General features: G+C 69.1%; 34 protein-coding genes. 30 read left to right on the forward strand and 4 right to left on the reverse strand.

The genetic code is table 11. The annotated features are described in order from the left end of the window. The first annotated feature begins 1 nt into the window (after position 1). The 21 genes from rplD (at position 2) to map (ending at position 11456) form a co-directional block, all read left to right on the forward strand. Positions 2 to 658, forward strand: a complete 657-nt coding sequence (gene rplD, locus ACTJJZ_RS11935) for a 50S ribosomal protein L4 (RefSeq protein ID WP_440721411.1) — start codon at positions 2 to 4, stop codon at positions 656 to 658. Next, positions 655 to 972, forward strand: coding sequence for a 50S ribosomal protein L23 (gene rplW, locus ACTJJZ_RS11940; protein ID WP_045249924.1), 318 nt, complete (start codon positions 655 to 657; stop codon positions 970 to 972). Before rplD ends, rplW begins: the two co-directional genes overlap by 4 nt. 20 nt (positions 973 to 992) lie before the next feature. Next, entirely contained in the window at positions 993 to 1832 is an 840-nt protein-coding gene (rplB, locus tag ACTJJZ_RS11945; RefSeq protein ID WP_440721412.1) for a 50S ribosomal protein L2, read from the forward strand. A gap of 12 nt (positions 1833 to 1844) precedes the next feature. Beyond that, a complete protein-coding gene (gene rpsS, locus ACTJJZ_RS11950) occupies positions 1845 to 2126 on the forward strand; it encodes a 30S ribosomal protein S19 (protein ID WP_440721413.1) in 282 nt (93 codons plus the stop codon). Positions 2127 to 2152: 26 nt separating this feature from the next. After that, a complete protein-coding gene (gene rplV, locus ACTJJZ_RS11955; protein WP_440721414.1) occupies positions 2153 to 2548 on the forward strand; it encodes a 50S ribosomal protein L22 in 396 nt (131 codons plus the stop codon). Then, on the forward strand, positions 2548 to 3297 hold the full coding sequence (rpsC, locus tag ACTJJZ_RS11960; RefSeq protein WP_440721415.1) for a 30S ribosomal protein S3: 750 nt from the start codon (positions 2548 to 2550) through the stop codon (positions 3295 to 3297). Before rplV ends, rpsC begins: the two co-directional genes overlap by 1 nt. Beyond that, positions 3297 to 3716: a 50S ribosomal protein L16 gene (gene rplP / locus ACTJJZ_RS11965; protein ID WP_440721416.1), complete on the forward strand. Its 420-nt coding sequence runs from the start codon at positions 3297 to 3299 to the stop codon at positions 3714 to 3716. The genes rpsC and rplP overlap by 1 nt, the downstream gene beginning before the upstream one ends. After that, positions 3716 to 4030 (forward strand): 50S ribosomal protein L29, encoded by a 315-nt coding sequence (gene rpmC / locus ACTJJZ_RS11970; RefSeq protein WP_045271047.1) that lies wholly within the window; start codon positions 3716 to 3718, stop codon positions 4028 to 4030. Before rplP ends, rpmC begins: the two co-directional genes overlap by 1 nt. Next, positions 4030 to 4347 carry a 30S ribosomal protein S17 gene (gene rpsQ, locus ACTJJZ_RS11975; protein ID WP_052674221.1) on the forward strand — a complete coding sequence of 106 codons (318 nt, stop codon included), beginning with the start codon at positions 4030 to 4032 and terminating at the stop codon, positions 4345 to 4347. Before rpmC ends, rpsQ begins: the two co-directional genes overlap by 1 nt. Beyond that, positions 4344 to 4712 (forward strand): 50S ribosomal protein L14, encoded by a 369-nt coding sequence (rplN, locus tag ACTJJZ_RS11980; RefSeq protein WP_345186667.1) that lies wholly within the window; start codon positions 4344 to 4346, stop codon positions 4710 to 4712. Before rpsQ ends, rplN begins: the two co-directional genes overlap by 4 nt. Positions 4713 to 4715: 3 nt before the next feature. After that, positions 4716 to 5075, forward strand: coding sequence for a 50S ribosomal protein L24 (gene rplX / locus ACTJJZ_RS11985; protein WP_440721417.1), 360 nt, complete (start codon positions 4716 to 4718; stop codon positions 5073 to 5075). Then, the gene (rplE, locus tag ACTJJZ_RS11990) at positions 5075 to 5665 is read left to right on the forward strand and encodes a 50S ribosomal protein L5 (protein ID WP_045249915.1); all 591 of its coding nucleotides are present in this window, start codon (positions 5075 to 5077) and stop codon (positions 5663 to 5665) included. The genes rplX and rplE overlap by 1 nt, the downstream gene beginning before the upstream one ends. 207 nt (positions 5666 to 5872) lie before the next feature. Continuing rightward, positions 5873 to 6271: a 30S ribosomal protein S8 gene (rpsH, locus tag ACTJJZ_RS11995; RefSeq protein WP_440721418.1), complete on the forward strand. Its 399-nt coding sequence runs from the start codon at positions 5873 to 5875 to the stop codon at positions 6269 to 6271. A gap of 6 nt (positions 6272 to 6277) precedes the next feature. Further along, a complete protein-coding gene (gene rplF / locus ACTJJZ_RS12000) occupies positions 6278 to 6814 on the forward strand; it encodes a 50S ribosomal protein L6 (RefSeq protein WP_440721419.1) in 537 nt (178 codons plus the stop codon). A gap of 2 nt (positions 6815 to 6816) precedes the next feature. Then, complete coding sequence (rplR, locus tag ACTJJZ_RS12005; RefSeq protein WP_440721420.1) at positions 6817 to 7176, forward strand: 50S ribosomal protein L18; 360 nt, start codon at positions 6817 to 6819, stop codon at positions 7174 to 7176. Beyond that, positions 7173 to 7865: a 30S ribosomal protein S5 gene (gene rpsE / locus ACTJJZ_RS12010; RefSeq protein ID WP_440721421.1), complete on the forward strand. Its 693-nt coding sequence runs from the start codon at positions 7173 to 7175 to the stop codon at positions 7863 to 7865. The genes rplR and rpsE overlap by 4 nt, the downstream gene beginning before the upstream one ends. Further along, positions 7865 to 8050 carry a 50S ribosomal protein L30 gene (gene rpmD / locus ACTJJZ_RS12015; RefSeq protein WP_440721422.1) on the forward strand — a complete coding sequence of 62 codons (186 nt, stop codon included), beginning with the start codon at positions 7865 to 7867 and terminating at the stop codon, positions 8048 to 8050. Before rpsE ends, rpmD begins: the two co-directional genes overlap by 1 nt. Further along, positions 8050 to 8571, forward strand: coding sequence for a 50S ribosomal protein L15 (rplO, locus tag ACTJJZ_RS12020; RefSeq protein ID WP_440721423.1), 522 nt, complete (start codon positions 8050 to 8052; stop codon positions 8569 to 8571). Before rpmD ends, rplO begins: the two co-directional genes overlap by 1 nt. Before the next feature lie 101 nt (positions 8572 to 8672). Next, positions 8673 to 9995: a preprotein translocase subunit SecY gene (gene secY, locus ACTJJZ_RS12025; protein ID WP_440721424.1), complete on the forward strand. Its 1323-nt coding sequence runs from the start codon at positions 8673 to 8675 to the stop codon at positions 9993 to 9995. Next, positions 9992 to 10606 carry an adenylate kinase gene (locus ACTJJZ_RS12030; RefSeq protein WP_440721425.1) on the forward strand — a complete coding sequence of 205 codons (615 nt, stop codon included), beginning with the start codon at positions 9992 to 9994 and terminating at the stop codon, positions 10604 to 10606. The genes secY and ACTJJZ_RS12030 overlap by 4 nt, the downstream gene beginning before the upstream one ends. A 1-nt stretch (position 10607) precedes the next feature. Next, a complete protein-coding gene (gene map / locus ACTJJZ_RS12035; protein WP_440721426.1) occupies positions 10608 to 11456 on the forward strand; it encodes a type I methionyl aminopeptidase in 849 nt (282 codons plus the stop codon). Between the two features lie 202 nt (positions 11457 to 11658). Here the strand turns inward: map and ACTJJZ_RS12040 are convergent, their stop codons facing one another. Beyond that, positions 11659 to 12660, reverse strand: a complete 1002-nt coding sequence (locus ACTJJZ_RS12040; protein WP_440721427.1) for a hypothetical protein — start codon at positions 12658 to 12660, stop codon at positions 11659 to 11661. A 475-nt stretch (positions 12661 to 13135) separates the two neighbouring features. On the opposite strand from ACTJJZ_RS12040, the gene ACTJJZ_RS12045 reads away from it, so the two are divergent. From ACTJJZ_RS12045 to rplQ, 7 genes are all read left to right on the forward strand, one after another. After that, positions 13136 to 13825, forward strand: coding sequence for a DsbA family protein (locus tag ACTJJZ_RS12045; RefSeq protein ID WP_440721428.1), 690 nt, complete (start codon positions 13136 to 13138; stop codon positions 13823 to 13825). Between the two features lie 148 nt (positions 13826 to 13973). Beyond that, on the forward strand, positions 13974 to 14195 hold the full coding sequence (gene infA / locus ACTJJZ_RS12050; RefSeq protein WP_017201569.1) for a translation initiation factor IF-1: 222 nt from the start codon (positions 13974 to 13976) through the stop codon (positions 14193 to 14195). Between the two features lie 65 nt (positions 14196 to 14260). Beyond that, positions 14261 to 14377, forward strand: a complete 117-nt coding sequence (gene rpmJ, locus ACTJJZ_RS12055; protein WP_005050492.1) for a 50S ribosomal protein L36 — start codon at positions 14261 to 14263, stop codon at positions 14375 to 14377. Between the two features lie 180 nt (positions 14378 to 14557). Beyond that, positions 14558 to 14932, forward strand: a complete 375-nt coding sequence (gene rpsM / locus ACTJJZ_RS12060) for a 30S ribosomal protein S13 (protein ID WP_440721429.1) — start codon at positions 14558 to 14560, stop codon at positions 14930 to 14932. Positions 14933 to 14959: 27 nt separating this feature from the next. Then, positions 14960 to 15358, forward strand: a complete 399-nt coding sequence (gene rpsK / locus ACTJJZ_RS12065; RefSeq protein WP_017829189.1) for a 30S ribosomal protein S11 — start codon at positions 14960 to 14962, stop codon at positions 15356 to 15358. A 129-nt stretch (positions 15359 to 15487) separates the two neighbouring features. Continuing rightward, a complete protein-coding gene (locus ACTJJZ_RS12070; protein ID WP_440721430.1) occupies positions 15488 to 16477 on the forward strand; it encodes a DNA-directed RNA polymerase subunit alpha in 990 nt (329 codons plus the stop codon). A 33-nt stretch (positions 16478 to 16510) separates the two neighbouring features. Beyond that, on the forward strand, positions 16511 to 17065 hold the full coding sequence (gene rplQ / locus ACTJJZ_RS12075; RefSeq protein ID WP_440721431.1) for a 50S ribosomal protein L17: 555 nt from the start codon (positions 16511 to 16513) through the stop codon (positions 17063 to 17065). A gap of 162 nt (positions 17066 to 17227) precedes the next feature. Here rplQ and ACTJJZ_RS12080 read toward each other — a convergent pair whose 3' ends face one another. Both ACTJJZ_RS12080 and ACTJJZ_RS12085 read right to left on the reverse strand, forming a co-directional pair. Further along, positions 17228 to 18733: a hypothetical protein gene (locus tag ACTJJZ_RS12080; protein WP_440721432.1), complete on the reverse strand. Its 1506-nt coding sequence runs from the start codon at positions 18731 to 18733 to the stop codon at positions 17228 to 17230. Beyond that, positions 18730 to 19542, reverse strand: a complete 813-nt coding sequence (locus ACTJJZ_RS12085) for a glycosyltransferase family 2 protein (RefSeq protein ID WP_440721433.1) — start codon at positions 19540 to 19542, stop codon at positions 18730 to 18732. The genes ACTJJZ_RS12080 and ACTJJZ_RS12085 overlap by 4 nt, the downstream gene beginning before the upstream one ends. A gap of 66 nt (positions 19543 to 19608) precedes the next feature. Here ACTJJZ_RS12085 and ACTJJZ_RS12090 point away from each other — a divergent pair, with 66 nt between their 5' ends. Next, a complete protein-coding gene (locus tag ACTJJZ_RS12090; RefSeq protein ID WP_440721434.1) occupies positions 19609 to 20082 on the forward strand; it encodes a GtrA family protein in 474 nt (157 codons plus the stop codon). A gap of 9 nt (positions 20083 to 20091) precedes the next feature. Here the strand turns inward: ACTJJZ_RS12090 and ACTJJZ_RS12095 are convergent, their stop codons facing one another. Further along, positions 20092 to 21666: an AMP-binding protein gene (locus ACTJJZ_RS12095; protein ID WP_440721435.1), complete on the reverse strand. Its 1575-nt coding sequence runs from the start codon at positions 21664 to 21666 to the stop codon at positions 20092 to 20094. A 585-nt stretch (positions 21667 to 22251) separates the two neighbouring features. Here ACTJJZ_RS12095 and truA point away from each other — a divergent pair. Continuing rightward, a complete protein-coding gene (truA, locus tag ACTJJZ_RS12100; RefSeq protein ID WP_440721436.1) occupies positions 22252 to 23112 on the forward strand; it encodes a tRNA pseudouridine(38-40) synthase TruA in 861 nt (286 codons plus the stop codon). Positions 23113 to 23115: the final 3 nt, after the last annotated feature.

Raw genomic sequence — 23115 nt, forward strand, 5'->3', positions numbered from 1 at the left:
CATGGCTGACACCACTCTGACGCTCGACGTGTTCGCCGGCGGCAAGAAGACCGGTACGGTCGACGCCCCCGCCGCGATCTTCGACGCCAAGACCAACGTCCCGCTGATCCACCAGGTCGTCGTCGCGCAGCTCGCCGCGGCCCGCCAGGGCACCCACTCGACCAAGCGTCGTGGTGAGGTCTCCGGCGCCGGCCGCAAGCCCTTCAAGCAGAAGGGCACGGGTAACGCCCGTCAGGGCTCGATCCGCGCGCCGCACATGACCGGTGGTGGCATCGTCCACGGCCCGAAGCCGCGCGACTACTCGCAGCGCACCCCCAAGAAGATGATCGCCGCCGCCCTGCTGGGTGCGCTGAGCGACCGCTTCCGCGGTGAGCGCCTGCACGTCGTCGAGTCCTTCGGGATCGAGGGCAAGCCGTCCACCAAGACGGCCGCCGCGTTCCTGACCGCGCTCCCGGGCAAGAACGTCCTCGTGGTCATCGACCGCGACGACGACCTGACCGCGCTGAGCGTCCGCAACCTGGCCGGCGTGCACGTGCTGTACTTCGACCAGCTCAACGCCTACGACGTGGTCAACTCCGACGACCTCGTCTTCACCAAGGCCGCCTTCGACGCGTTCGTCGCGCAGAAGACCGGCGCTACCGAGGAGGTCTCGGCATGAGCGACAACATCCTCGCCGCCGCCGCGAACAAGGATCCGCGCGACATCATCCTGAAGCCCGTCGTCTCCGAGAAGAGCTACGGACTGATCGATGAGGGCAAGTACACCTTCCTGGTGGACCCGCGCGCCTCGAAGACGGAGATCAAGCTCGCCATCGAGAAGATCTTCGACGTCAAGGTCGCCAGCGTCAACACGATCAACCGCGTCGGCAAGGCTCGCCGCACCCGCTTCGGCACCGGCAAGCGCAAGGACACCAAGCGCGCGATCGTGGCTCTGAAGTCGGGCACCATCGACATCTTCACGGCAGTGAACTGACCGGGGGATAAGGACAGAACATGGCTATTCGCAAGTACAAGCCCACGACCCCGGGTCGCCGCGGCTCGTCGGTGGCCGACTTCGCCGAGATCACCCGATCGACGCCGGAGAAGTCGCTCCTCCGTCCGCTGAGCAAGACCGGCGGCCGCAACAACCAGGGCCGCATCACCACCCGTCACATCGGTGGCGGCCACAAGCGCCAGTACCGCGTCATCGACTTCCGTCGCAACGACAAGGACGGCATCGACGCCAAGGTCGCTCACATCGAGTACGACCCCAACCGCACCGCGCGCATCGCGCTGCTGCACTACTTCGACGGCGAGAAGCGCTACATCCTCGCGCCGAACAAGCTGAAGCAGGGCGACGTCGTCGAGTCGGGCGCTTCCGCCGACATCAAGCCGGGCAACAACCTCCCGCTGAAGAACATCCCCACGGGTACGGTCATCCACGCCATCGAGCTCCGCCCCGGCGGCGGCGCGAAGATGGCCCGCTCGGCCGGCGTCTCCGTGCGCCTGGTCGCGAAGGACGGCCCCTACGCGCAGCTGCGTCTCCCCTCGGGCGAGATCCGCAACGTCGACGCGCGCTGCCGTGCGACGATCGGCGAGGTCGGCAACGCCGAGCAGTCGAACATCAACTGGGGCAAGGCCGGCCGCATGCGCTGGAAGGGCGTCCGCCCGACCGTCCGCGGTGTCGCCATGAACCCGGTCGACCACCCGCACGGTGGTGGTGAGGGCAAGACGTCCGGTGGACGTCACCCCGTCACCCCGTGGGGCCAGGCTGAGGGACGCACCCGTCACGCCAACAAGGAAAGCGACAAGTACATCGTGCGTCGCCGTAACGCTGGCAAGAAGCGCAAGTAGGAGTAAGAGAAGATGCCTCGCAGTCTTAAGAAGGGCCCCTTCGTCGACGAGCACCTGCTTCGCAAGGTGGTCGTGCAGAACGAAGCCGGCACCAAGAACGTCATCAAGACCTGGTCGCGCCGGTCGATGATCATCCCCGCCATGCTGGGACACACCATCGCCGTGCACGACGGACGCAAGCACATCCCCGTGTTCGTGTCCGAGTCCATGGTCGGCCACAAGCTGGGCGAGTTCGCGCCCACCCGCACCTTCCGCGGCCATGTGAAGGACGACAAGAAGGGCCGTCGCCGCTGACGCGGCGGCGCAGAGAGGAGAGAGAGATGGTGGAGTCCATCGCACGCGTGCGACACATCCGCGTGACCCCTCAGAAGGCTCGTCGTGTCGTCGCGCTCATCAAGGGCAAGCAGGCCGCTGAGGCCCTCGCCATCCTGAAGTTCGCGCAGCAGAGCGCTTCCGAGCCGATCTACAAGCTCGTGCACTCCGCGATGGCGAACGCTCAGGTGAAGGCCGATCGCGACGGTGAGTACCTCGACGAGCAGGACCTGTACGTGAAGAACGCCTTCGTGGACGAGGGGACGACGCTGAAGCGTTTCCAGCCCCGCGCCCAGGGCCGCGCGTTCCAGATCAAGAAGCGCACGAGCCACATCACGGTCGTGCTGGCCACCCCTGAGGTCGCTGAGACCGCGGGTGCCAAGACGAAGAAGGCGAGCAAGTAATGGGACAGAAGGTAAACCCGTACGGCTTCCGCCTCGGCATCACCACGGACCACGTGTCCCGGTGGTTCTCCGACTCGACCAAGCCGGGTCAGCGTTACGCCGACTACGTGGCCGAGGACATCCGGATCCGCAAGCTCCTGCAGACGCAGCTCGACCGCGCCGGCGTGAGCAACATCGAGATCGAGCGGACCCGCGATCGTGTGCGTGTGGACATCCACACCGCGCGTCCCGGCATCGTCATCGGCCGCCGCGGCGCCGAGGCCGAGCGCATCCGTGGCGACCTCGAGAAGCTCACGGGCAAGCAGATCCAGCTGAACATCCTCGAGGTGAAGAACCCCGAGGCCGACGCTCAGCTCGTCGCCCAGGGCATCGCCGAGCAGCTCTCTGCTCGCGTCGCCTTCCGCCGCGCCATGCGCAAGGGCCTCCAGGGTGCCCAGCGCGCCGGTGCCAAGGGCATCCGGATCCAGGTCTCGGGCCGCCTCGGCGGCGCGGAGATGAGCCGGTCGGAGTTCTACCGCGAGGGTCGTGTGCCGCTGCACACGCTGCGCGCGAACATCGACTACGGCTTCTACGAGGCCAAGACCACCTTCGGCCGCATCGGCGTGAAGGTCTGGATCTACAAGGGCGACCTCACCAACAAGGAGCTCGCTCGCGAGCAGGCCAACCAGAAGCCCTCCCGCGACCGTGGCGGCGACCGCCGCCGTGGCCCGCGCAGCGAGGCTCCCGTCGCAGAAGGAGCGTCTGCCTGATGCTTATCCCTCGCAAGGTCAAGTTCCGCAAGCAGCACCACCCGAAGCGTGACGGCGCCGCCACCGGCGGCACGAAGGTCTCCTTCGGCGAGTTCGGCATCCAGGCCCTCACCTCCGCGTACGTGACCAACCGTCAGATCGAGTCCGCTCGTATCGCGATGACGCGTCACATCAAGCGCGGTGGAAAGGTGTGGATCAACATCTACCCCGACCGTCCGCTCACGAAGAAGCCTGCCGAGACCCGCATGGGTTCCGGTAAGGGCTCCCCGGAGTGGTGGGTCGCCAACGTCAAGCCGGGTCGCGTCCTGTTCGAGGTCGCCGGTGTCAACGAGCAGCTCGCTCGCGAGGCACTGACCCGTGCCATTCACAAGCTGCCGCTCAAGGCACGCATCATCAAGCGCGAGGAGGGCGACGCGTAATGGCGATCGGCACCAAGGAGCTCGGTGTGACCGAGCTCGACACGTTCGAAGACCAGCGCCTCGTCGAGGAGCTGCGCAAGGCCAAGGAGGAGCTGTTCAACCTCCGCTTCCAGTCGGCCACCGGCCAGCTGGAGAGCCACGGCCGCATCCGCGCCGTCAAGCGCGACATCGCGCGCCTGTACACCGTGATCCGCGAGCGCGAGCTGGGCATCCGTGCGACGCCCGCTCCGGTCGAGGCTCCGGCCAAGAAGGCGTCCAAGGCAAAGGCGAAGAAGGCCGATGAGGCCGACGCGCCGAAGGAGGAGGCCGAGTAATGGCTGAGAAGAAGGCTGCTGCCGCAGAGGCCGAGGTCGTCTCGCACGATGTGCGCGACGCCGACGCCCGCGGTTACCGCAAGTCGCGCCGTGGCTACGTCGTCAGCGACAAGATGGACAAGACCATCGTCGTCGAGGTCGAGGACCGCGTGAAGCACCCGCTGTACGGCAAGGTGATCCGCCGCACGACCAAGGTCAAGGCGCACGACGAGAACAACACCGCCGGCATCGGCGACCTCGTTCTCATCAACGAGACCCGCCCGCTGAGCGCCACCAAGCGCTGGCGTCTGGTGGAGATCCTGGAGAAGGCAAAGTGATCCAGACCGAGTCCCGACTCAAGGTCGCCGACAACACCGGCGCCAAGGAGCTGCTCACCATCCGCGTGCTCGGCGGCTCCAGCCGTCGCTACGCCGGCGTGGGCGACATCATCGTCGCCACGGTGAAGGACGCGATCCCCGGTGGGAACGTGAAGAAGGGTGACGTCGTCAAGGCCGTCATCGTCCGCACCGTGAAGCAGACCCGCCGTCCCGACGGCTCGTACATCAAGTTCGACGAGAACGCCGCCGTGATCCTGAAGAACGACGGGGAGCCCCGCGGCACCCGCATCTTCGGTCCGGTCGGCCGTGAGCTCCGTGACAAGAAGTTCATGAAGATCGTCTCGCTCGCCCCGGAGGTGCTGTAACTCATGGCGAACATCAAGAAGGGTGACCTGGTCCAGGTCATCTCCGGCCGCAAGCAGGAAAAGGGCGGCGACCGCGGCAAGCAGGGCAAGGTCCTCGAGGTCCTCGTCGAGCAGAACCGCGTGATCGTGGAGGGCGTGAACTACGCCACCAAGCACTCCCGCGTCGGTCAGACGCAGCGCGGCACCAAGACGGGCGGCATCGAGACCATCGAGGCCCCCATCCACATCTCGAACGTCGCCCTGATCGACCCCGAGACGAAGAAGCCGACCCGCGTCGGCCACCGCGTCGAGGAGCAGGTCAAGGACGGCGTGAAGCGCACGGTCCGCGTGCGCTACGCGAAGAAGAGCGGTAAGGACCTCTGATGGCGGCTGCTGACGCCGCGGGCGCTGTCAAGGTGCAGCCCCGCCTGAAGGCGAAGTACAACAACGAGATCAAGAAGGCCCTGCAGGACGAGTTCGGCTACGAGAACGTCATGCAGATCCCCGGCCTGGTCAAGGTCGTCGTCAACACCGGTGTCGGTGAGGCGGCGCGCGACTCCAAGGTGATCGATGGTGCGGTCGACGACCTCACCAAGATCACCGGCCAGAAGCCGATCGTCACGAAGGCCCGCAAGTCCATCGCGCAGTTCAAGCTGCGCGAGGGCCAGCCCATCGGCGCGCACGTCACCCTCCGCGGCGACCGCGCCTGGGAGTTCGTGGACCGCCTCGTGAACCTGGCGCTGCCGCGCATCCGCGACTTCCGCGGGCTGAGCGACAAGCAGTTCGACGGCAACGGCAACTACACCTTCGGTCTCACGGAGCAGAGCGTGTTCCACGAGATCGATCAGGACAAGATCGACCGCGTCCGCGGCTTCGACATCACTGTCGTCACCACGGCGAAGAACGACGACGAGGGCCGGGCACTGCTCCGCCACCTCGGCTTCCCGTTCAAGTCGAACGACGCACAGGCGTAAGACCATGCTCTGAAGACCGGATCCCGGGGGTTCCCTCGGGATCCGGTCTTCGGGCCGTTTCGACTCCGCGGCTCCGCCGCCTCGCTCAACGACCGTTCCGCGGTCTGCGTGGCAGTCCGCGGTGACGTACAATTGAAAATTGCGTGTTCATCGCAGGCCGTCTGTCGTGTAACGGCAGCCGGAACCTCATGACGAAAGAAGACAACTATGACGATGACAGACCCGGTCGCAGATCTGCTGACCCGTCTGCGCAACGCGAACTCGGCGCATCACGACTCCGTGACCCTGCCGTCGAGCAAGCTCAAGACCCACATCGCCGAGATCCTCCAGCAGGAGGGCTACATCGCCGGCTGGGAGGTCGCTGACGCCCGCGTCGGGAAGAACCTCACGATCGAGCTGAAGTACGGCCCGAACCGCGAGCGGTCGATCGCCGGCATCAAGCGCGTCTCGAAGCCCGGTCTCCGCGTGTACGCGAAGTCGACGGAGCTCCCCAAGGTGCTCGGCGGCCTCGGCGTCGCGATCCTGTCCACCTCCTCCGGTCTGCTCACGGACCGTCAGGCAGAGCAGAAGGGCGTGGGCGGAGAAGTTCTCGCCTACGTGTGGTGATCTGAAATGTCGCGTATTGGACGACTTCCCATCGAGATCCCTGCGGGCGTGACCGTCACGGTCGACGGCCGCGAGGTCTCGGTGAAGGGCCCGAAGGGCGAGCTCTCGCTCACCGTGGCCTCTCCCATCGAGGTGTCGGTCGAGGAGAACCAGGTTCTCGTCACCCGTCCGGACGACGAGCGCGCTTCGCGTTCGCTGCACGGCCTGACCCGCACCCTCATCAGCAACGACATCATCGGCGTGACCCAGGGCTACACCAAGGGCCTCGAGGTCGTCGGCACCGGTTACCGCGTGCAGCAGAAGGGCAGCTCTGTGGAGTTCGCCCTCGGCTTCTCGCACCCGGTCCTCATCGACCCGCCCGCCGGTATCACCCTGACGGTCGAGGGCAACAACAAGCTCACCGTCAGCGGCATCTCGAAGCAGGCCGTCGGCGAGGCGGCTGCGAACATCCGCAAGATCCGCAAGCCCGAGCCGTACAAGGGCAAGGGTGTGCGGTACGCCGGCGAGGTCGTGCGTCGCAAGGCCGGAAAGAGTGGTAAGTAACCATGGCGATCACCTCGAAGTCCGACGCGCGTTCGCGTCGCCACGCCCGTCTTCGCAAGAAGATCCAGGGCACCGAGGCGCGTCCGCGCCTCGTCGTCACCCGCTCTGCTCGTCACGTCTTCGTGCAGCTCGTGGACGACAGCAAGGGCCGCACCGTGGCCAGCGCCTCCACGCTCGAGAACGACCTGCGCGCGTTCGACGGTGACAAGACCGCCAAGGCCCGCAAGGTCGGCGAGCTCGTCGCCGAGCGTGCGAAGGCCGCCGGCGTCTCGGAGGCCGTGTTCGACCGCGGCGGCAACCGGTACGCCGGTCGCGTCGCGGCCATCGCCGATGGCGCCCGTGAAGGGGGGCTGGCACTGTGAGTGACATCAAGGAGAACGAAGTGACCGAGACGGCTACGGCTCCCGCCGAGACGGCGGCCGGCACCGAGGCCCCGCAGCGCGATGAGCGCCGCGGCGGCCGTGGTGGCCGTGACCGTGGTCAGGGCGGCCGCGACCGCAATTCGCGCGATCGCGGGGACAACCAGTTCCTCGAGCGCGTGGTGACCATCAACCGCGTGTCGAAGGTCGTCAAGGGCGGCCGTCGCTTCAGCTTCACCGCGCTCGTCGTGGTGGGCGACGGCAACGGTCTCGTGGGCGTCGGCTACGGCAAGGCCCGCGAGGTCCCCCTCGCCATCTCGAAGGGTGTCGAGGAGGCCAAGCGCAACTTCTTCCGCGTGCCGCGCTCCGCGTCGACCATCCCGCACCCCGTGCAGGGCGAGGCCGCTGCCGGCGTCGTGCTGCTGCGCCCGGCCGCTGCCGGTACCGGTGTCATCGCCGGTGGTCCCGTCCGCGCCGTGCTCGAGTGCGCCGGTATCCACGACGTGCTGTCGAAGTCGCTCGGCTCGTCGAACACGATCAACATCGTGCACGCGACGGTGGAGGCCCTGAAGCAGCTCGAGGAGCCCCGTGCGGTCGCCGCGCGTCGTGGCCTCGAGTTCGACCAGGTCGCCCCGGCGCGTCTCGTCCGCGCAGAGGCCGAGGCCATCGCTGCGCAGAAGGCAGGTGCCTGATGGCTGCGCGCCTCAAGGTCACGCAGGTCAAGTCCAAGGTGAGCGAGAAGCAGAACCAGCGCGACACGCTGCGTTCGCTCGGCCTCAAGCGGATCGGCGACTCGGTCGTCCGTCCCGACGACGCCCAGACCCGCGGTTACGTCCGCGCGGTCGCTCACCTCGTCACGGTTGAGGAGATCGACTAATGGCTGAGAAGAAGGAAGCGGCGACGAAGACCGCCGCGAAGAAGCCCGCCGCCAAGAAGGCCGAGGAGACCACCGTCTCCCGTCCCGGCGTCCTGAAGGTGCACCACCTGCGTCCGGTCCCCGGCGCCAACACCGCCAGGACCCGCGTGGGTCGCGGCGAGGGCTCCAAGGGCAAGACCGCCGGCCGTGGCACCAAGGGCACCAAGGCCCGCAACACGGTTCGCGTCGGTTTCGAGGGTGGGCAGATGCCGCTGCACATGCGCACCCCCAAGCTGCGCGGCTTCAAGAACCCGTTCCGCGTCGAGTACCAGGTCGTGAACCTGGAGAAGCTCGCCGAGCTCTACCCGAAGGGCGGAGACGTCACCGTCGCCGACCTCGTGGCCAAGGGCGCGGTCCGCAAGAACGAGAAGGTCAAGGTCCTGGGCAACGGCGACATCGCCGTGGCGCTGACCGTGTCGGTCGACAAGGTCTCCAGCTCTGCCGAGCAGAAGATCGTCGCCGCCGGCGGATCCGTCAAGTAACAGCTGTCAAGAGGGGCCGGAGATTTCTCCGGCCCCTCTTGCGTTACCCTGGCTAATGACTGTCCTCATTTGGACGGTCATCCCCTTCAGGAGGCAAGCTTTTGTTTAGCGCCATCGCGCGGATCTTCCGCACGCCGGACCTGCGTCGCAAGATCGGCTTCACGATCGCGATCATCGCCATCTACCGGCTCGGATCCACGATCCCCGCTCCCTTCGTGAGCTTTCCGAACGTGACGGAGTGCCTGGCCGCCAACTCGGGCACTCAGGGCCTTCTCGGACTGGTCAACCTCTTCTCCGGCGGCGCGCTCCTGAAGCTGTCGATCTTCGCCCTGGGCGTGATGCCGTACATCACGGCCACCATCATCACCCAGCTGCTGCGCGTGGTCATCCCGCACTTCGAGACCCTGCACAAAGAGGGTCAGGCCGGTCAGGCCAGGCTGACCCAGTACACGCGCTACCTGACGATCGCGCTCGCACTGCTGCAGTCGACGACTCTGGTGACCGTCGCCCGCAGCGGCCAGCTGTTCGGCCAGACCAGCATCGCCGCGTGCAAGCAGCTGCTCACGAACGACGTGTGGTGGGCGCAGCTGCTCATGATCATCACGCTGACCGCCGGCACCGGCCTGATCATGTGGTTCGCCGAGCTCGTCACCGAGCGGGGCATCGGCAACGGCATGTCGCTGCTCATCTTCACCTCGATCGCAGCGACCTTCCCCGGCGCGATGTGGAGCATCTGGCAGACCCGCGGCTTCGAGGTGTTCCTGCTCGTGCTGATCGTCGGCATCATCGTGATGTCGCTCGTCGTCTTCATCGAGCAGTCGCAGCGCCGCATCCCGGTGCAGTACGCGAAGCGGATGGTGGGCCGGCGCACGTACGGCGGCACCAACACGTACATCCCGATCAAGGTGAACATGGCGGGCGTGATCCCGGTCATCTTCGCGTCGTCGCTGCTGTACATCCCGATGCTGGTCGCGCAGTTCAACATCCCGCAGGACGGCAAGACGCCTCCGGCGTGGGCGACCTGGATCATGACGTACTTCGTCAAGGGCGACCACCCGGTCTACATGGCGGTGTACTTCCTGCTCATCATCGGGTTCACCTACTTCTACGTCGCGATCACGTTCAACCCGGTCGAGGTCGCCGACAACATGAAGAAGTACGGCGGTTTCATCCCCGGCATCAGGGCCGGCCGGCCGACCGCCGAGTACCTCGACTACGTGCTCACGCGCATCACACTTCCCGGATCCCTGTATCTGGGTCTCATCGCGCTGATCCCGCTGATCGCGCTGGCCACGGTGGGCGCGAACCAGAACTTCCCGTTCGGCGGCGCATCGATCCTGATCATCGTCGGCGTCGGGCTGGAGACGGTCAAGCAGATCGACGCGCAGCTGCAGCAGCGACACTACGAAGGGCTCCTACGATGACGGCATCCACAACCTCCACCGCACGCCTGCTGATCGTGGGCCCGCAGGGCTCCGGCAAGGGCACGCAGGGGGTTCGGATCGCCGACGCGTACGGCATCCCGGTCGTCTCCACCGGCGACATCTTCCGCGCCAACATCAAGGAGGGCACGCCGCTCGGCAAGAAGGTCACGGCCATCCTCCAGGCCGGAGACCTCGTCTCCGACGAGCTGACCGGCGCCCTGGTGCGCGACCGGCTGTCTCAGCCGGACGCCGTCGACGGCTTCCTGCTCGACGGGTACCCGCGCAACGCGGCCCAGGTCGCGCAGCTCGAGGGGTTCCTGGCCGAGATCGACGCCGCCCTCGACGCGGTGATCCTGCTGGACGTCCCGCGTGAGGAGGTCTTCGCGCGCCTGAAGGTCCGTGCGGCCGAGCAGGGCCGCGCCGACGACACCGACGCGGGCATCGCGCACCGCCTGGACATCTACGAGCGCGAGACGGCGCCTATCCTGGACGCGTACGGCGCCAAGGGCATCGTCGACCGCATCGACGGCGTGGGGGATCTCGACGAGATCACCGAGCGCATCTTCGCGGCCCTCGAGGTGCGCGGGCTCGTGCGCGCGGCTGCGGTCTGACGTGGCCTTCCGCCGTTCGATCTACAAGAGCCGCGCCCAGTTGCAGGCGATGCTCGAGCCCGGCCTGATCACGGCGGCCGCGCTCTCCGCGGTGCGCGCGGCCGTGCGCCCCGGCATCACGACGGGGGAGCTGGACGCGATCGCCGAGCGCGTGATCCGCGACCGCGGGGCCGAGTCGAACTTCAAGCTGGTGCGCGGATACCGGCACACCACGTGCATCTCCGTGAACGACGAGGTCGTGCACGGGATCCCGGGTGCGCGCGTGCTGCGCGCGGGTGACATCGTCTCGATCGACTGCGGTGCGCAGTACCGCGGCTGGAACGGCGACAGCGCCATCACCGTCGTCGTCCCCGACGCCGGCCATGCCGCGATCGTCTCGGCGCGGGAGGAGCTGTCCCGTGTCACCGAGGGATCGCTCTGGGCCGGGGTCGCGGCGATGGCCACGGCGAAGCACCTTGGGGACATCTCGGCCGCCATCGAGGACCACATCCTCGGCGCCGGCCCGAGCCCGGTCGCACCGGCGTACGGGATCCTGCGCGAGTACGTCGGCCACGGCATCGGCCGCAAGATGCACGAGGCGCCGAGCCTGTTCAACTACCGCACTCCCGACCCTGGCGCGGAAGTGCGCCCAGGGCTGGTGCTCGCGATCGAGCCGATGGTGACCGCGGGATCCGACCAGACCTACGTCGAGGACGACGACTGGACCGTCACCACGACCGACGGCTCGGACGGAGCGCACTGGGAGCACAGCGTCGCCCTGCACGACGACGGCATCTGGGTGCTCACCGCAGAGGACGGCGGCGCCGCCGGCCTCGCCCCCTTCGGCATCACGCCCGCCGCGATCGCGTAGGGGGGCGCTGCGCCGCTGCTGCCGCCGCTGGCGCCGCTGCAGCCGCTGCTGCAGCCGCTGGCGGCGAGCATGGCGCGAGAAACCAGATCCAGCATGAGACCTGCCTGCTGCGGGTAGGTCTCATGCTGGATATGGTTTCTCACGGCGGAGACGGAGCACGGCCATCCGCAGGCGGAGCGCGGCCGTCCGCGGTCGTCGCGCCCTATGCGCGGGATCCGGCGGCGCGGTGGCGCGCCACTTCGCGCGGCCGGCGCTGCAACGTGCCGAGCATCGCGACCTCGCGCGGCCGCACCAGGGGGACCCCCGCGGCGTCCAGGGCGCGGCACAGCGGTGCGACCTTCCACGCGTCGGCCAGCTCCCAGCGGGCGAACGGGTGGCGGTGGCGCCGGAGCCGGTCCTCTCGCCGCTTCTCGTCGCGCAGGTGCTCGGCCGCCTTCTCGGGATCCTCGAGGTCGTACTTTCCCCAGCCGTCCGCCTCGCCGACGGCGCCGGACGAGGGGAACAGGAAATCGACCCGGTCCAGAACGCCTTCGTAGCGGAATTCCTGCTGCAGCTCCGGATCCTCGTAACCGCACCAGGCGATCACGGCGCGGCTGACGCTCTCCGCCGGCGACTCGGCGCGGCCGTCGGCCTGCTCCCACAGCCGGCGCAGCTGCGCGCAACCCCGCGAGGTCGCCCGCCCTGCGGCATGGCCGCGCAGCGCGTCCAACGACAGGGGGCCGCCCTGCGCCGGCGAGATCGCGGCATCGATGACCGCGAGCGCCTGCGCGGGCGGCAGGATCCGCGCGAGATCCGCGACGGTGTCGAGCAGCGATGTCACGAGCAGCGGGCCCCGTCGCTCGACGGCGCGGGCGTCGGCGCTGGCGTGCACGCAGACGTCGCCGAAGCGCCGCGAGTGCGAGCGGCCGGTGGCCAGGACGTGGACGTCCGCGGTCTCGCCGAAGCGAGGCAGCCCGTGCGCGACCGCTGCGGACTCGAGGCACAGCACGGCGTCGGGATGGGTCCGTGCGAAGGCATGCACGCGGGCCGCATAGCGATCCCAGGGCCGCAGCGACGCGAAGGGCTTCGTCGGGGCGTAGACGCCGGACCGGATCCGCACGTGCGCGGGCGTGTCCAGAGCTATCCCGCGTGCGCGCCCCTCAGCCCTCGTCACGAGAGGCACGGGCGGGACCAGCGCGGCACGATCGGCGAGGAGCAGCGGCATGGGCCTCAGCCTGGTCCACGTGCCGTCGCCCCGGGCGGGCTCCGCCGCCTCCCGTGGACGAACTCGGACAACGTGGGCCTGTGGAGGGCGAAGCCGGCGGAGCGTGAGACACCGGATCCAGCATGAGACCGACCTGCTGCGGGTAGGTCTCATGCTGGATGTGGTTTCTCGGCGGGGGAGCGAGGCGCAGCGCGGCGCAGCGAGGGGCAGCACGGGGGAGCGTGGGGCAGTACGGGGCGGCACGGGGGAGCGTGGGGCAGTACGGCGCAGCACGGCGGCAGCGCGGGGCGGCACGGGGAGCGCGGGGCAGCACGGCGCAGCACGGCGGGAGCGCGGAGCAGCGCCGCGGAGCGGGTGCGCGGGGCGAGCAGCGGGCCGGGTCCGGGGCTCCCACGGCCCTCAAAGCCGTGACAGGGCAGAATGGGGGGACGTGTCACAGGATCCGCGGGGCGGGTCCCGAGAGAATGGAAGTGCAATGGCCGCTGCCAAGGGCAGGACCAACGGGTTCGTCATCGGAATCACCGCCGCCGTCGTCGTCGTGCTGATCGCACTCGTCGGGGTCGTCGTGTTCCTGAACAACAAGGCGACCGACACGGGCGCAGCTCCCAAGGGCTCGATCATCAACTCCGACACCGGGGCCGTGACCGTCGGCAAGGGCACGGACAAGGTCGCGCTGTTCGTCGACTTCCAGTGCCCCATCTGCAAGCAGTTCGAGGACTCCTACGGCGGGCAGCTGCAGACGCTGGCCAAGGACGGCAAGATCACCCTCGAGTACCACCCGATCGCGATCCTGGACCGCTACTCCGCAGGCACGAACTACTCCTCGCGAGCGGCTGCGGCCTCGTACTGCGTCGCGGAATCCAACTCGGACAAGTTCCTCGACTACCTGAACATCCTGTTCAAGAACCAGCCGGAGGAGAACAGCCCCGGCCTCACCGACGCACAGCTCACCGACTACGCCACGCAGGTGGGCGCCGACAAGGCGGCGTCGTGCATCAAGGCCGGCACGTACTTCAAGTACCCGACGGCGCAGGCGACCGCGCACAAGATCCAGGGCACGCCGACGATCGAGGTCAACGACAAGCGGCTCGACCTGCAGAACAACAGCGACATCGCCAAACTCAACGCGATCCTCACGAAGAACGGCGTCCAGGTCGGCCAGTAGGCCGCGGCTCAGCATTTGCCCGAACCGCGGATCCGGACTACCATAGATCTTTGGTGCTTTGCGCCTTGGTCCGGCGTGTCCGGACCCGCGGCACCACAACCACCCACCCACCGCAGATCGACCGGTCTGCAGAAGCGTCAGCGAGGCTATGGCTAAGAAAGACGGTGTCATCGAGATCGAGGGCGTGATTTCCGAGGCGCTGCCCAACGCGATGTTCCGCGTTGAGCTGAGCAACGGACACAAGGTCCTTGCAACGATCTCCGGCAAGATGCGGCAGAACTACATCCGCATCATCCCCGAGGACCGTGTCGTCGTGGAGCTCTCGCCCTACGACCTCACCCGCGGGCGCATCGTCTACCGCTACCGCTAGGCCGGTCGAGAAGTAACACCCCAGGCTTCGCGCCTGCCCGGTGAAGACAGCGATAAGGAAACAACATGAAGGTCAACCCCAGCGTCAAGCCGATCTGCGACCACTGCAAGGTGATCCGCCGCCACGGCCGCGTCATGGTGATCTGCAAGAGCAACCCGCGCCACAAGCAGCGCCAGGGCTGAGCATTCGGGCTTCGGCCCGGAGCTCTCGCGATCTCACAACTCAATATCTGACAGGCAGGATCAGAACCTGCTCCGCCCCGGGCCCTTCGACAGGCTCAGGGACCGGGGCGGGGGACACCTCGGGCGGAGGCCCGGGCACCGACCCTGCTCCACACCTCCACAACACTCCAGGAGAACCGCATGGCACGTCTTGCCGGCGTCGACATCCCGCGCGACAAGCGCGTGGTGATCGCCCTCACGTACATCTACGGCATCGGCCGTACCCGCTCGGTCGAGATCCTCAAGGCCACCGGAATCGACGAGTCGATCCGCGTCAAGGACCTCGCCGACGACCAGCTCGTCGCCCTTCGCGATCACATCGAAGGCACCTACAAGGTGGAGGGTGACCTCCGCCGCGAGGTCGCTGCCGACATCCGCCGCAAGGTCGAGATCGGCTCCTACGAGGGCATCCGTCACCGTCGTGGCCTGCCGGTCCGCGGTCAGCGCACCAAGACCAACGCGCGCACCCGCAAGGGACCCAAGCGCACGGTCGCCGGCAAGAAGAAGGCCCGCTAAGCGGCCAGGGAATAGGAGAACACTTTCATGGCTGCACCTAAGGCCGCCGCGCGCAAGCCGCGCCGCAAGGAGAAGAAGAACATCGCGCTGGGCCAGGCCCACATCAAGTCGACGTTCAACAACACGATCGTCTCGATCACCGACCCGTCCGGCGCGGTCATCGCCTGGGCTTCCAGCGGTGGCGTGGGCTTCAAGGGCTCGCGCAAGTCCACCCCGTACGCCGCCGGCATGGCCGCGGAGTCGGCCGCCCGTCAGGCCGCCGAGCACGGTGTGAAGAAGGTCGACGTCCTCGTCAAGGGTCCGGGCTCCGGCCGCGAGACCGCGATCCGCTCGCTGCAGGCCGCCGGCCTCGAGGTGGGGTCGATCCAGGACGTGACGCCGCAGGCGCACAACGGCTGCCGCCCGCCGAAGCGCCGCCGCGTCTGACGCTTTCCTGAGGATCCTCGGGCCCTTCGACACGCTCGGGGCCCGGGGATCCTCACCCGCGTTCTTTCCACAACTCAAGACCTCACCCACACGTGTCATATAGCGGGCACGTGATCGAAAGGAACAACAGTGCTCATCGCACAGCGTCCCACTCTCACCGAGGAAAAGATCTCCGAGAACCGCAGCCGGTTCGTGATCGAGCCGCTCGAGCCCGGCTTCGGCTACACGATCGGCAACGCGCTGCGTCGCAGCCTGCTCTCGTCGATCCCCGGCGCCGCCGTCACGAGCGTCCGCATCGACGGCGTCCTCCACGAGTTCAGCACTATCCCCGGTGTGAAGGAGGATGTCACCGAGATCATCCTCAACATCAAGCAGCTGGTCGTCTCGTCCGAGCGTGACGAGCCCATCACCGCTTACCTGCGCAAGACGGGTGCCGGAGAGGTCACCGCGGCGGACATCTCCGCTCCGGCCGGCGTCGAGGTGCACAACCCCGAGCTGGTCATCGCGACCCTCAACGAGACCGCGAAGTTCGAGCTCGAGCTCACCATCGAGCGCGGCCGCGGCTACGTCTCCGCAGCGCAGAACCGCAGCGAGTACGCCGAGGCGGGCCAGATCCCGATCGACTCGATCTACTCGCCGGTGCTCAAGGTCAGCTACCGCGTCGACGCCACCCGCGCCGGCGAGCGCACCGACTTCGACAAGCTCGTGCTGGACGTCGAGACGAAGAACTCGATCGTTCCGCGCGACGCCGTCGCATCGGCCGGCCGCACCCTGACCGAGCTGTTCGGGCTCGCCCGCGAGCTGAACGTCGAGGCCGAGGGCATCGAGATCGGCCCCGCGCCGGTCGAGGCCGTGCTCTCGAACGAGCTGTCCATGCCGATCGAGGACCTCGACCTGTCGGTCCGCTCGTACAACTGCCTCAAGCGTGAAGGCATCAACACGGTGTCCGAGCTCGTCGCCCTTTCGGAGACGCAGCTCATGAACATCCGCAATTTCGGACAGAAGTCGGTGGACGAGGTGCGCGACAAGCTCGTCTCGCTCGGCCTGTCGCTGAAGGACTCGGTGCCCGGTTTCGACGGCGCCCACTTCTACGGCGGCTCCGAAGACGAGTCCTTCTGATACCCGACCCTTTCCGATCCAGGAGTAACAAACATGCCTAAGCCCACCAAGGGTCCCCGCCTCGGAGGCGGCCCGGCCCACGAGCGTCTGCTGCTTGCGAACCTCGCCGCTCAGCTGTTCGTCCACAAGTCGATCAAGACGACCGAGACCAAGGCCAAGCGCCTGCGTCCCCTGGCCGAGCGTCTCGTCACCTTCGCCAAGCGCGGCGACCTGCACGCACGCCGTCGCGTGCTGACGGTGCTGCGCAGCAACAAGGAGGCGACGCACATCCTGTTCGCCGAGATCGCGCCGCTCGTCGCCGAGCGTGAGGGCGGCTACACCCGCATCACCAAGGTCGGCAACCGCAAGGGCGACAACGCCCCCATGGCCGTGATCGAGCTCGTCCTCGAGCCCGTCACCCCCAAGGTGAAGAAGTCGGCTGCGAAGCCCGCCAAGGCGGAGAAGGCCGAGAAGGCCGCACCGGTCGAGGAGGAGGTCGTCGAGACCCCCGCCGAGGCAGAGACGCCGGCCGAGACCGAGGCCGTCGAGGAGGCTCCCGTCGCTGACGAGGCTGCCGCCGAGGCCCCCGCGGAGGAGAAGGCCGAGTAAGGCCCCCTCATCGCTCGAAGCCCGTCGCACCCTGTGGTGCGACGGGCTTCGTCGTTCCCGGCGGCGGGGCGTCCGGCCGCTGGTCGCGTTCTTGCGCCTCCCAGTGGTCGGCCAGCTGCAGGATGCGGCCAGGGGAGCCGCGAGGGGCCTCGCCGCGCGGGGTCAGCGCGCGGGGCAGATGCGGCCACCGGGCGCGGTGGCGAGCGGGGTGCCGGAGGCGCAGGGGAGCTCGGCGAGGATCGGCACGTGCTGCATCGCGGGGGCGTCGGCGATGCCCACGTGCGCTCCGGTCAGCACGACGGACGAGACCGGTCCGCCCCAGCCCCCCGCGCCGAGCCAGGCGACGTGGTGCGTGCGCACCCAGTCGGCGAGCGGCGCCACCGCCGTCCGCTGAGCGGCGAGGGTCTGCGCCGGCGACGGCCGCACCGCGCGCAGCGTGTCGCCGGAGGCGCCACCGGCCACCACCGCGGCCAGAACGGCCGCAGAGAGCACCGTCAGGGCGCGCACGAGCACGAGCGGAGCATCCGACGCCCGACGCCGCCAGAGCGCCGCCACGGCCCGCACGGCGACGGCGGCGAGGGCGGGCGCGAACGCGAAGACGCCGACCGCGGGATGGCGCACCCAGAGCGGCAGCTGGGACGCCTGCGCCCACCACCCGACGAACGCGAGCAGCCCGACCGCGGATCCGAATGCCAGGGCGAGCAGTTGCGGATCCCTGCGCGACCGCGCCGGCAGCGGATCCGCACCGATCGCGCGCCGCTGCGGCCACGCGGCCAGGACCACGACGATCGCGGCGAGGACGGCGGCGACGACCACCAGCCACCACGGCACGAACCAGGCACCCGCCAGGGTTCCGAGCTTCTGCGGCACGGTCGTGGGCGCCTGGTTCTGGCCCCCGCTGAGGAGGAAGCGGACCAGGGCGCGCGCGTGGTCGAGGTAGCCCGATCTCATCGACACCAGCGCGGCGAGCTCCATCAGCACCGTCGGGACCGCGGCGAGGATCAGCGGCAGGATCCCCCGGCGCAGCGTCGCAGCAAGCCGGGCGCCGAACCGGCCGGGCGGGGTGAGCAGGAACAGCGCGACGGCGAACGCGGGCAGGGCGAGCAGCGCGATGAGCTTCGCCTGCACCGCCAGGCCGAGGAACAGGCCGGCCAGCCACGGACGGCGGGGGAGCACGACGAGCGCCCAGACGATCCAGGCCGCCGCGGCGATCTCGCCGAGCAGATCGGCGGGCCCCTGGATCGGCGAGACGCTGTCGGCCGTGTTGAAGGCCAGCGGCAGGGCGACGGCGATCAGGGCTCCGTACGGCCCCGCGAGACGACGCCCGAGGATCCCGAGCCCGATCAGCAGCAGCACCCAGTACGCGAGCGGCACGAGGCGCGCGCCGATGATCGGGTCGACGCCCATGGCCAGCACCGCGGCGACCGGCAGCAGCACCACGGGACCCGTGGAGATCCGCGGATCGAAGGGCGTCAGCGTCGAGCCGGAGAGGGTCCCGTCGCTGGTGTAGCCGAGGCCGGCGAGCAGGTTGCGCGGCACGGTGAGGTTGAACGCCTCGTCCTCCCAGAACCGCAGCACCGTCAGGCTGTGCCACATCACGATCGCGTTCGCCACGAGCAGCGCGGCGAACAGGATCCAGAACAGGGCTCCGGTGAGGCGATGGGTCATCGGTCAGGGGTCTCCCGCTGGGACGGTTCGGGCTGCGGTGTGCGGAACTCCACGGCGCGCAACGGCGCACCGGGGCGCAGCGACCAGCGCCACGCCTCGACGAGCGCGTGCCAGGCGAACAGCACGAGCCGCTTCGGGGGCACCGACGGGCGTGCCGCCCGGCCCCACATCGTCCCGGTGGCGGAGGCGCCGCGCCGCGGGATGCTGCGCACGCGCACGTAGCGGACTGTGAGCCCCGCCCGCGCCTCGGCGAGCGAGAAGTGCACGTGCGGGACCAGAGCGCCGCTCGGGACGGCGCCGACGAGCATCCGGACGGCGTCGGGCCGGTAGACCCGGAGGGGGGTGTTCACGTCGGGGATCCCGCGTCCCACCGCGACCGCGATGAGCAGGCGCACGCAGGCGGTGAGCGCCTGCCGGTACCACGCGTCGCTGCGTTCGCGGCGCACGCCGTGCACGGCGTCGGCGCCGGTCTCGGAGAGGGCGCGCACGGCTGCGGCGATCTCGGTGCCGATGAACTGACCGTCGCCGTCGACGTGCACCAGCGCGTCCGGGGCGAGGGCGAGGCCGGCGCGGTAGGCCGCGAGGGCCGTCGGGCCGTGGCCGCGGTTGGCAGGCTGGATCAGCACCTGGACGTCGTCCCTGCCGGCGAGCGAGCCCGGGGTGCCGTCCGTGGAGCGGTCGTCGGCGACCACGAACGTCACGCGCTCGGCCAGGGGGGCGACGGCGGTGCGGATCTCATCGATGAAGCCGCCGATGCCCTCGGCTTCGTTGTAAGCCGGCATCACGACGGCCAGGTGGGCGTAGTGCAATCGAACCTCTGTGTCATCGTGGAGGCGTCCTGGGGTCGGGCCTTCCCCGGGTAGTCTAGTGGGGCTATGGATCGCCGTTCCCGGTTGCGCCGTCTCGCCGGGGTCGGCACCCGGTTCCTCATCGTCGGCGGTCTCAGCACCCTCATCGAGGTCGGTGCGTTCAACCTCTTCGTCTACGCGTTCGGCTGGAACCTCGTCGTCGCCAAGCTGGCCGCGTCGCTGATCGCGCTGATCAACGCCTACTTCGGCAACCGCGAGTGGGCGTTCAAGGGCCGGGATCGCCGTGGCCGGATCGCCGAGATCGTGCTGTTCCTGGTCGTGAACCTGCTCTGCGCACTGCTCGGCGCCGGGATCGTGTGGCTCGGCGCCGAGATCCTGCAGGGCCTCACCGGCCACGCGCCCGGGCCCGCATTGGTGAACCTCGTGAACCTGGCGAGCATCGCGATCATCGTCGTCGTGCGGTTCTTCCTGTACCACTTCGTCGTGTTCCGGCACATGCCCAAGGGCGGGCCGAGCGAGCCGGGCGAGCGGGGGGCCTGACCGGCTGGATCAGGCGCGGGCGCGGAGGTCCTTGCGGAGGATCTTGCCGGAGCTGGACTTCGGGATCTTGTCGATGAACTCCACCATCCGCACCTTCTCGTGCGGGGCGACGTGGGCGGCGACGTGCGCCGTCACGCCCTCGGCGTCGAGTTCCGCGCCGGGCTGCAGCACGACGAACGCCTTCGGCACCTCCTGGCCGTCCTCGTCCGGGGCGCCGATCACGGCCGCATCGGCGATCGCCGGGTGCTCGAGCAGCACGGCCTCGAGCACCGCGGGAGCGACCTGGTAGCCCTTGTACTTGATGAGCTCCTTGAGGCGGTCGACGATCCGGAACACCCCGTCGGCGTTCACCGTGGCGACGTCTCCGGTGTGCAGCCAGCCGTCGCTGTCGAGCATCTCGGCGGTCGCATCGGGACGGTTCAGGTACCCCTTCATGACCTGCGGGCCGCGGATCAGCAGCTCGCCCGGTTCGCTCGCCCCCTCGGCGGGCGGCTCGATGTCGGATCCGTCCTCCGCGAGCAGCCGCGCCTCGGTGTTCGGCAGCAGCAGGCCGACCGAGGACAGGTCGATGTCTTCGCGATCCACCGGGATCGAGTGCGTCACCGGACTGGTCTCCGTCATGCCGTAGCCCTGCCGCACCCGGCAGTCCAGGCGGGTCGCCACGGCCGCGGCGAGGGCGCCGTCCAGGGGAGCGGCTCCGGAGAACACCACCTGCACGGCGCTCATGTCGTATTCGGCGACGAGCGGGTGCTTGGCGAGCGCGACAGCGATCGGCGGGGCGATGAACAGCCAGCTGGTGCGCTGCTCCGCCACGATCCGCAGGAACTCCACGAGGTCGAACTTCGGCATCGTGACCAGGGTGGCGCGCTCGCGCACGGCGAGGTTCAGCAGCACGGTCATGCCGTAGATGTGGAAGAACGGCAGCACCGCGAGGATCCTGTCCTCGTCGTCGAGGTCGATCGAGATCGAGCTCTGTGCGACGTTGGCGACCAGGTTGCGGTGCGTGAGCATGACGCCCTTGGGGCGGCCGGTCGTGCCGGAGGAGTACGGCAGCACGGCGACGTGCGTGGCGGGATCGAACGTCACGACGGGGGCCGCGTGGCCCTCGGAGAGCAGGTCTCGCAGGGACGGGTGGCCCTCGGCGCCGTCGAGCACGATGAGCTGGTCGGCCGGGAGCCCCAGCTCATCCGCGGCGGCCTGCGCCTGCGGCAGCAGCGGGCTGACCGTGATCAGCCAGTACGCCGAGGCGTCGCGCATCTGGTTCGCGATCTCCTCCGCGGTGTAGAGCGCGTTGATGGTGGTCGCGGTGGCGCCCGCGCGGAGGATCCCGTGGAACACGCTCGCGAAGGCGGGCACGTTCGGGCAGAGCAGGCCGACCGCGTCGCCGACCCCGATGCCGCGAGCGGCGAGTGCGCCGGCGAAGAGGTCGATCTGCCCGATGAGCTGGCGGTACCTGGTCTCGGCGCCGGTCATCCCGTCGATCAGGGCGACGCGGTCCAGGTCGTGCTCGGCGATGTCGCCGAACAGGTACTCGTGCACGGGGACCGCGGGGATCTCCACGTCGGGAAAGGTGCTGCTGACCATGGGATCTCCTTCGATCTCGGTCGCGGGCGGTCGGGCACCGTCGCTTGCGGTTCAGTGTCGCACAGGATGGCACTGGGGGTCATGGGGCGGCGACGGATCTTGTGGTGGTCGGCGCGCGCCGGCGCGTGTGCGTTGCGGTTGCGGCGTGTGGCGGCGCGTGGCGGCGTGTGCCCACGACAGCCCCGCATTGCGCGAGAAACCACTTCCAGCATGAGACCGACCTGCAGTGGGTGGGTCTCATGCTGCTTCTGGTTTCTCGCGGCGCGGGCGGCGGTGGCGAGGCGCGCGGGTTGCGGTGGCGGGTTGCGGCGTGTGCCCGCGACAGCCCCGCATTGCGCGAGAAACCACTTCCAGCATGAGACCGACCTGCAGAGGGTGGGTCTCATGCTGGATCTGGTTTCTCGCGGCGCGGGGGCGCGGCAGAGCGCAAAGGCGAGCGGGGGCTCGGGGGCGCGGCAGAGCGCAAGGGCGGAGCGGCGGCGCGGGGGCGCGGCAGGGTGCGGCAGGGCGCGAGGGCGAGCGCAAGGGCGAGTGGGGCGCGGGCGACGGGGAGGGCGGCGGATCCTGCGCCGGTACCCTGGATCCGTGCGCATCCGTCTCGACATCGCCTACGACGGCACCCACTTCCGGGGGTGGGCGACGCAGCCGGGACTGCGGACCGTGCAGGGCACGCTCGAGGCGGCGCTCGGGCGGATCGTCGGCTCCGAGGTGCGCTTCGTCGTCGCCGGGCGCACGGACGCCGGCGTGCATGCGACCGGCCAGGTCGCCCACCTCGATCTCGACGAGCAGCAGTGGTCGCGGGTGGTCGCGCGGCGGGGGCGCGGCGGGGCGGATCCGTCCGCCGGCGAGGCCGTCGCGGCGCTCGCGGGACGCATGCGCGGCGTGCTCGGGCAGTACCCGGACGTCACGGTCACGCGCAGCTCGCTCGCGCCGGAGGGCTTCGACGCCCGGTTCTCGGCCGTGTGGCGGCGGTACCGGTACCGGCTCGCCGACGACCGCTCCGGCTACGATCCGCTGCAGCGGCACGACACCACCACGATCCGGGGCCGTCTGGACGAGGGCGCCATGGACGCCGCCGCGCAGAGCCTGATCGGGCTGCACGACTTCGCCGCGTACTGCAAGCCGCGCGAGGAGGCCACCACGATCCGGACCCTGCTCGACTATCGGTGGACGCGCGATGCGTCCGGGGTGCTGGTGGCCGAAGTCAAGGCCGACGCGTTCTGCCACAGCATGGTGCGCGCGCTCGTGGGCGCGTGCGCGGCCGTGGGGGAGGGGCGCCTCGCGGTCGAGGATCTGGCTCGGCTGCGCGACGAACTCACCCGCACCAGCGAGTTCAAGGTGCTCGCCGCGCGCGGCCTCACCCTCACGGAGGTGGGTTACCCCACCGATGAGCTGCTGGCAGCACGCGCCGAGCAGACCCGCAACCGCCGCGACCGGGACGACTGACCC

The organism is Microbacterium sp. 22242, assembly GCF_052045495.1.
In the GTDB taxonomy this organism is placed as follows: Bacteria; Actinomycetota; Actinomycetes; order Actinomycetales; family Microbacteriaceae; genus Microbacterium.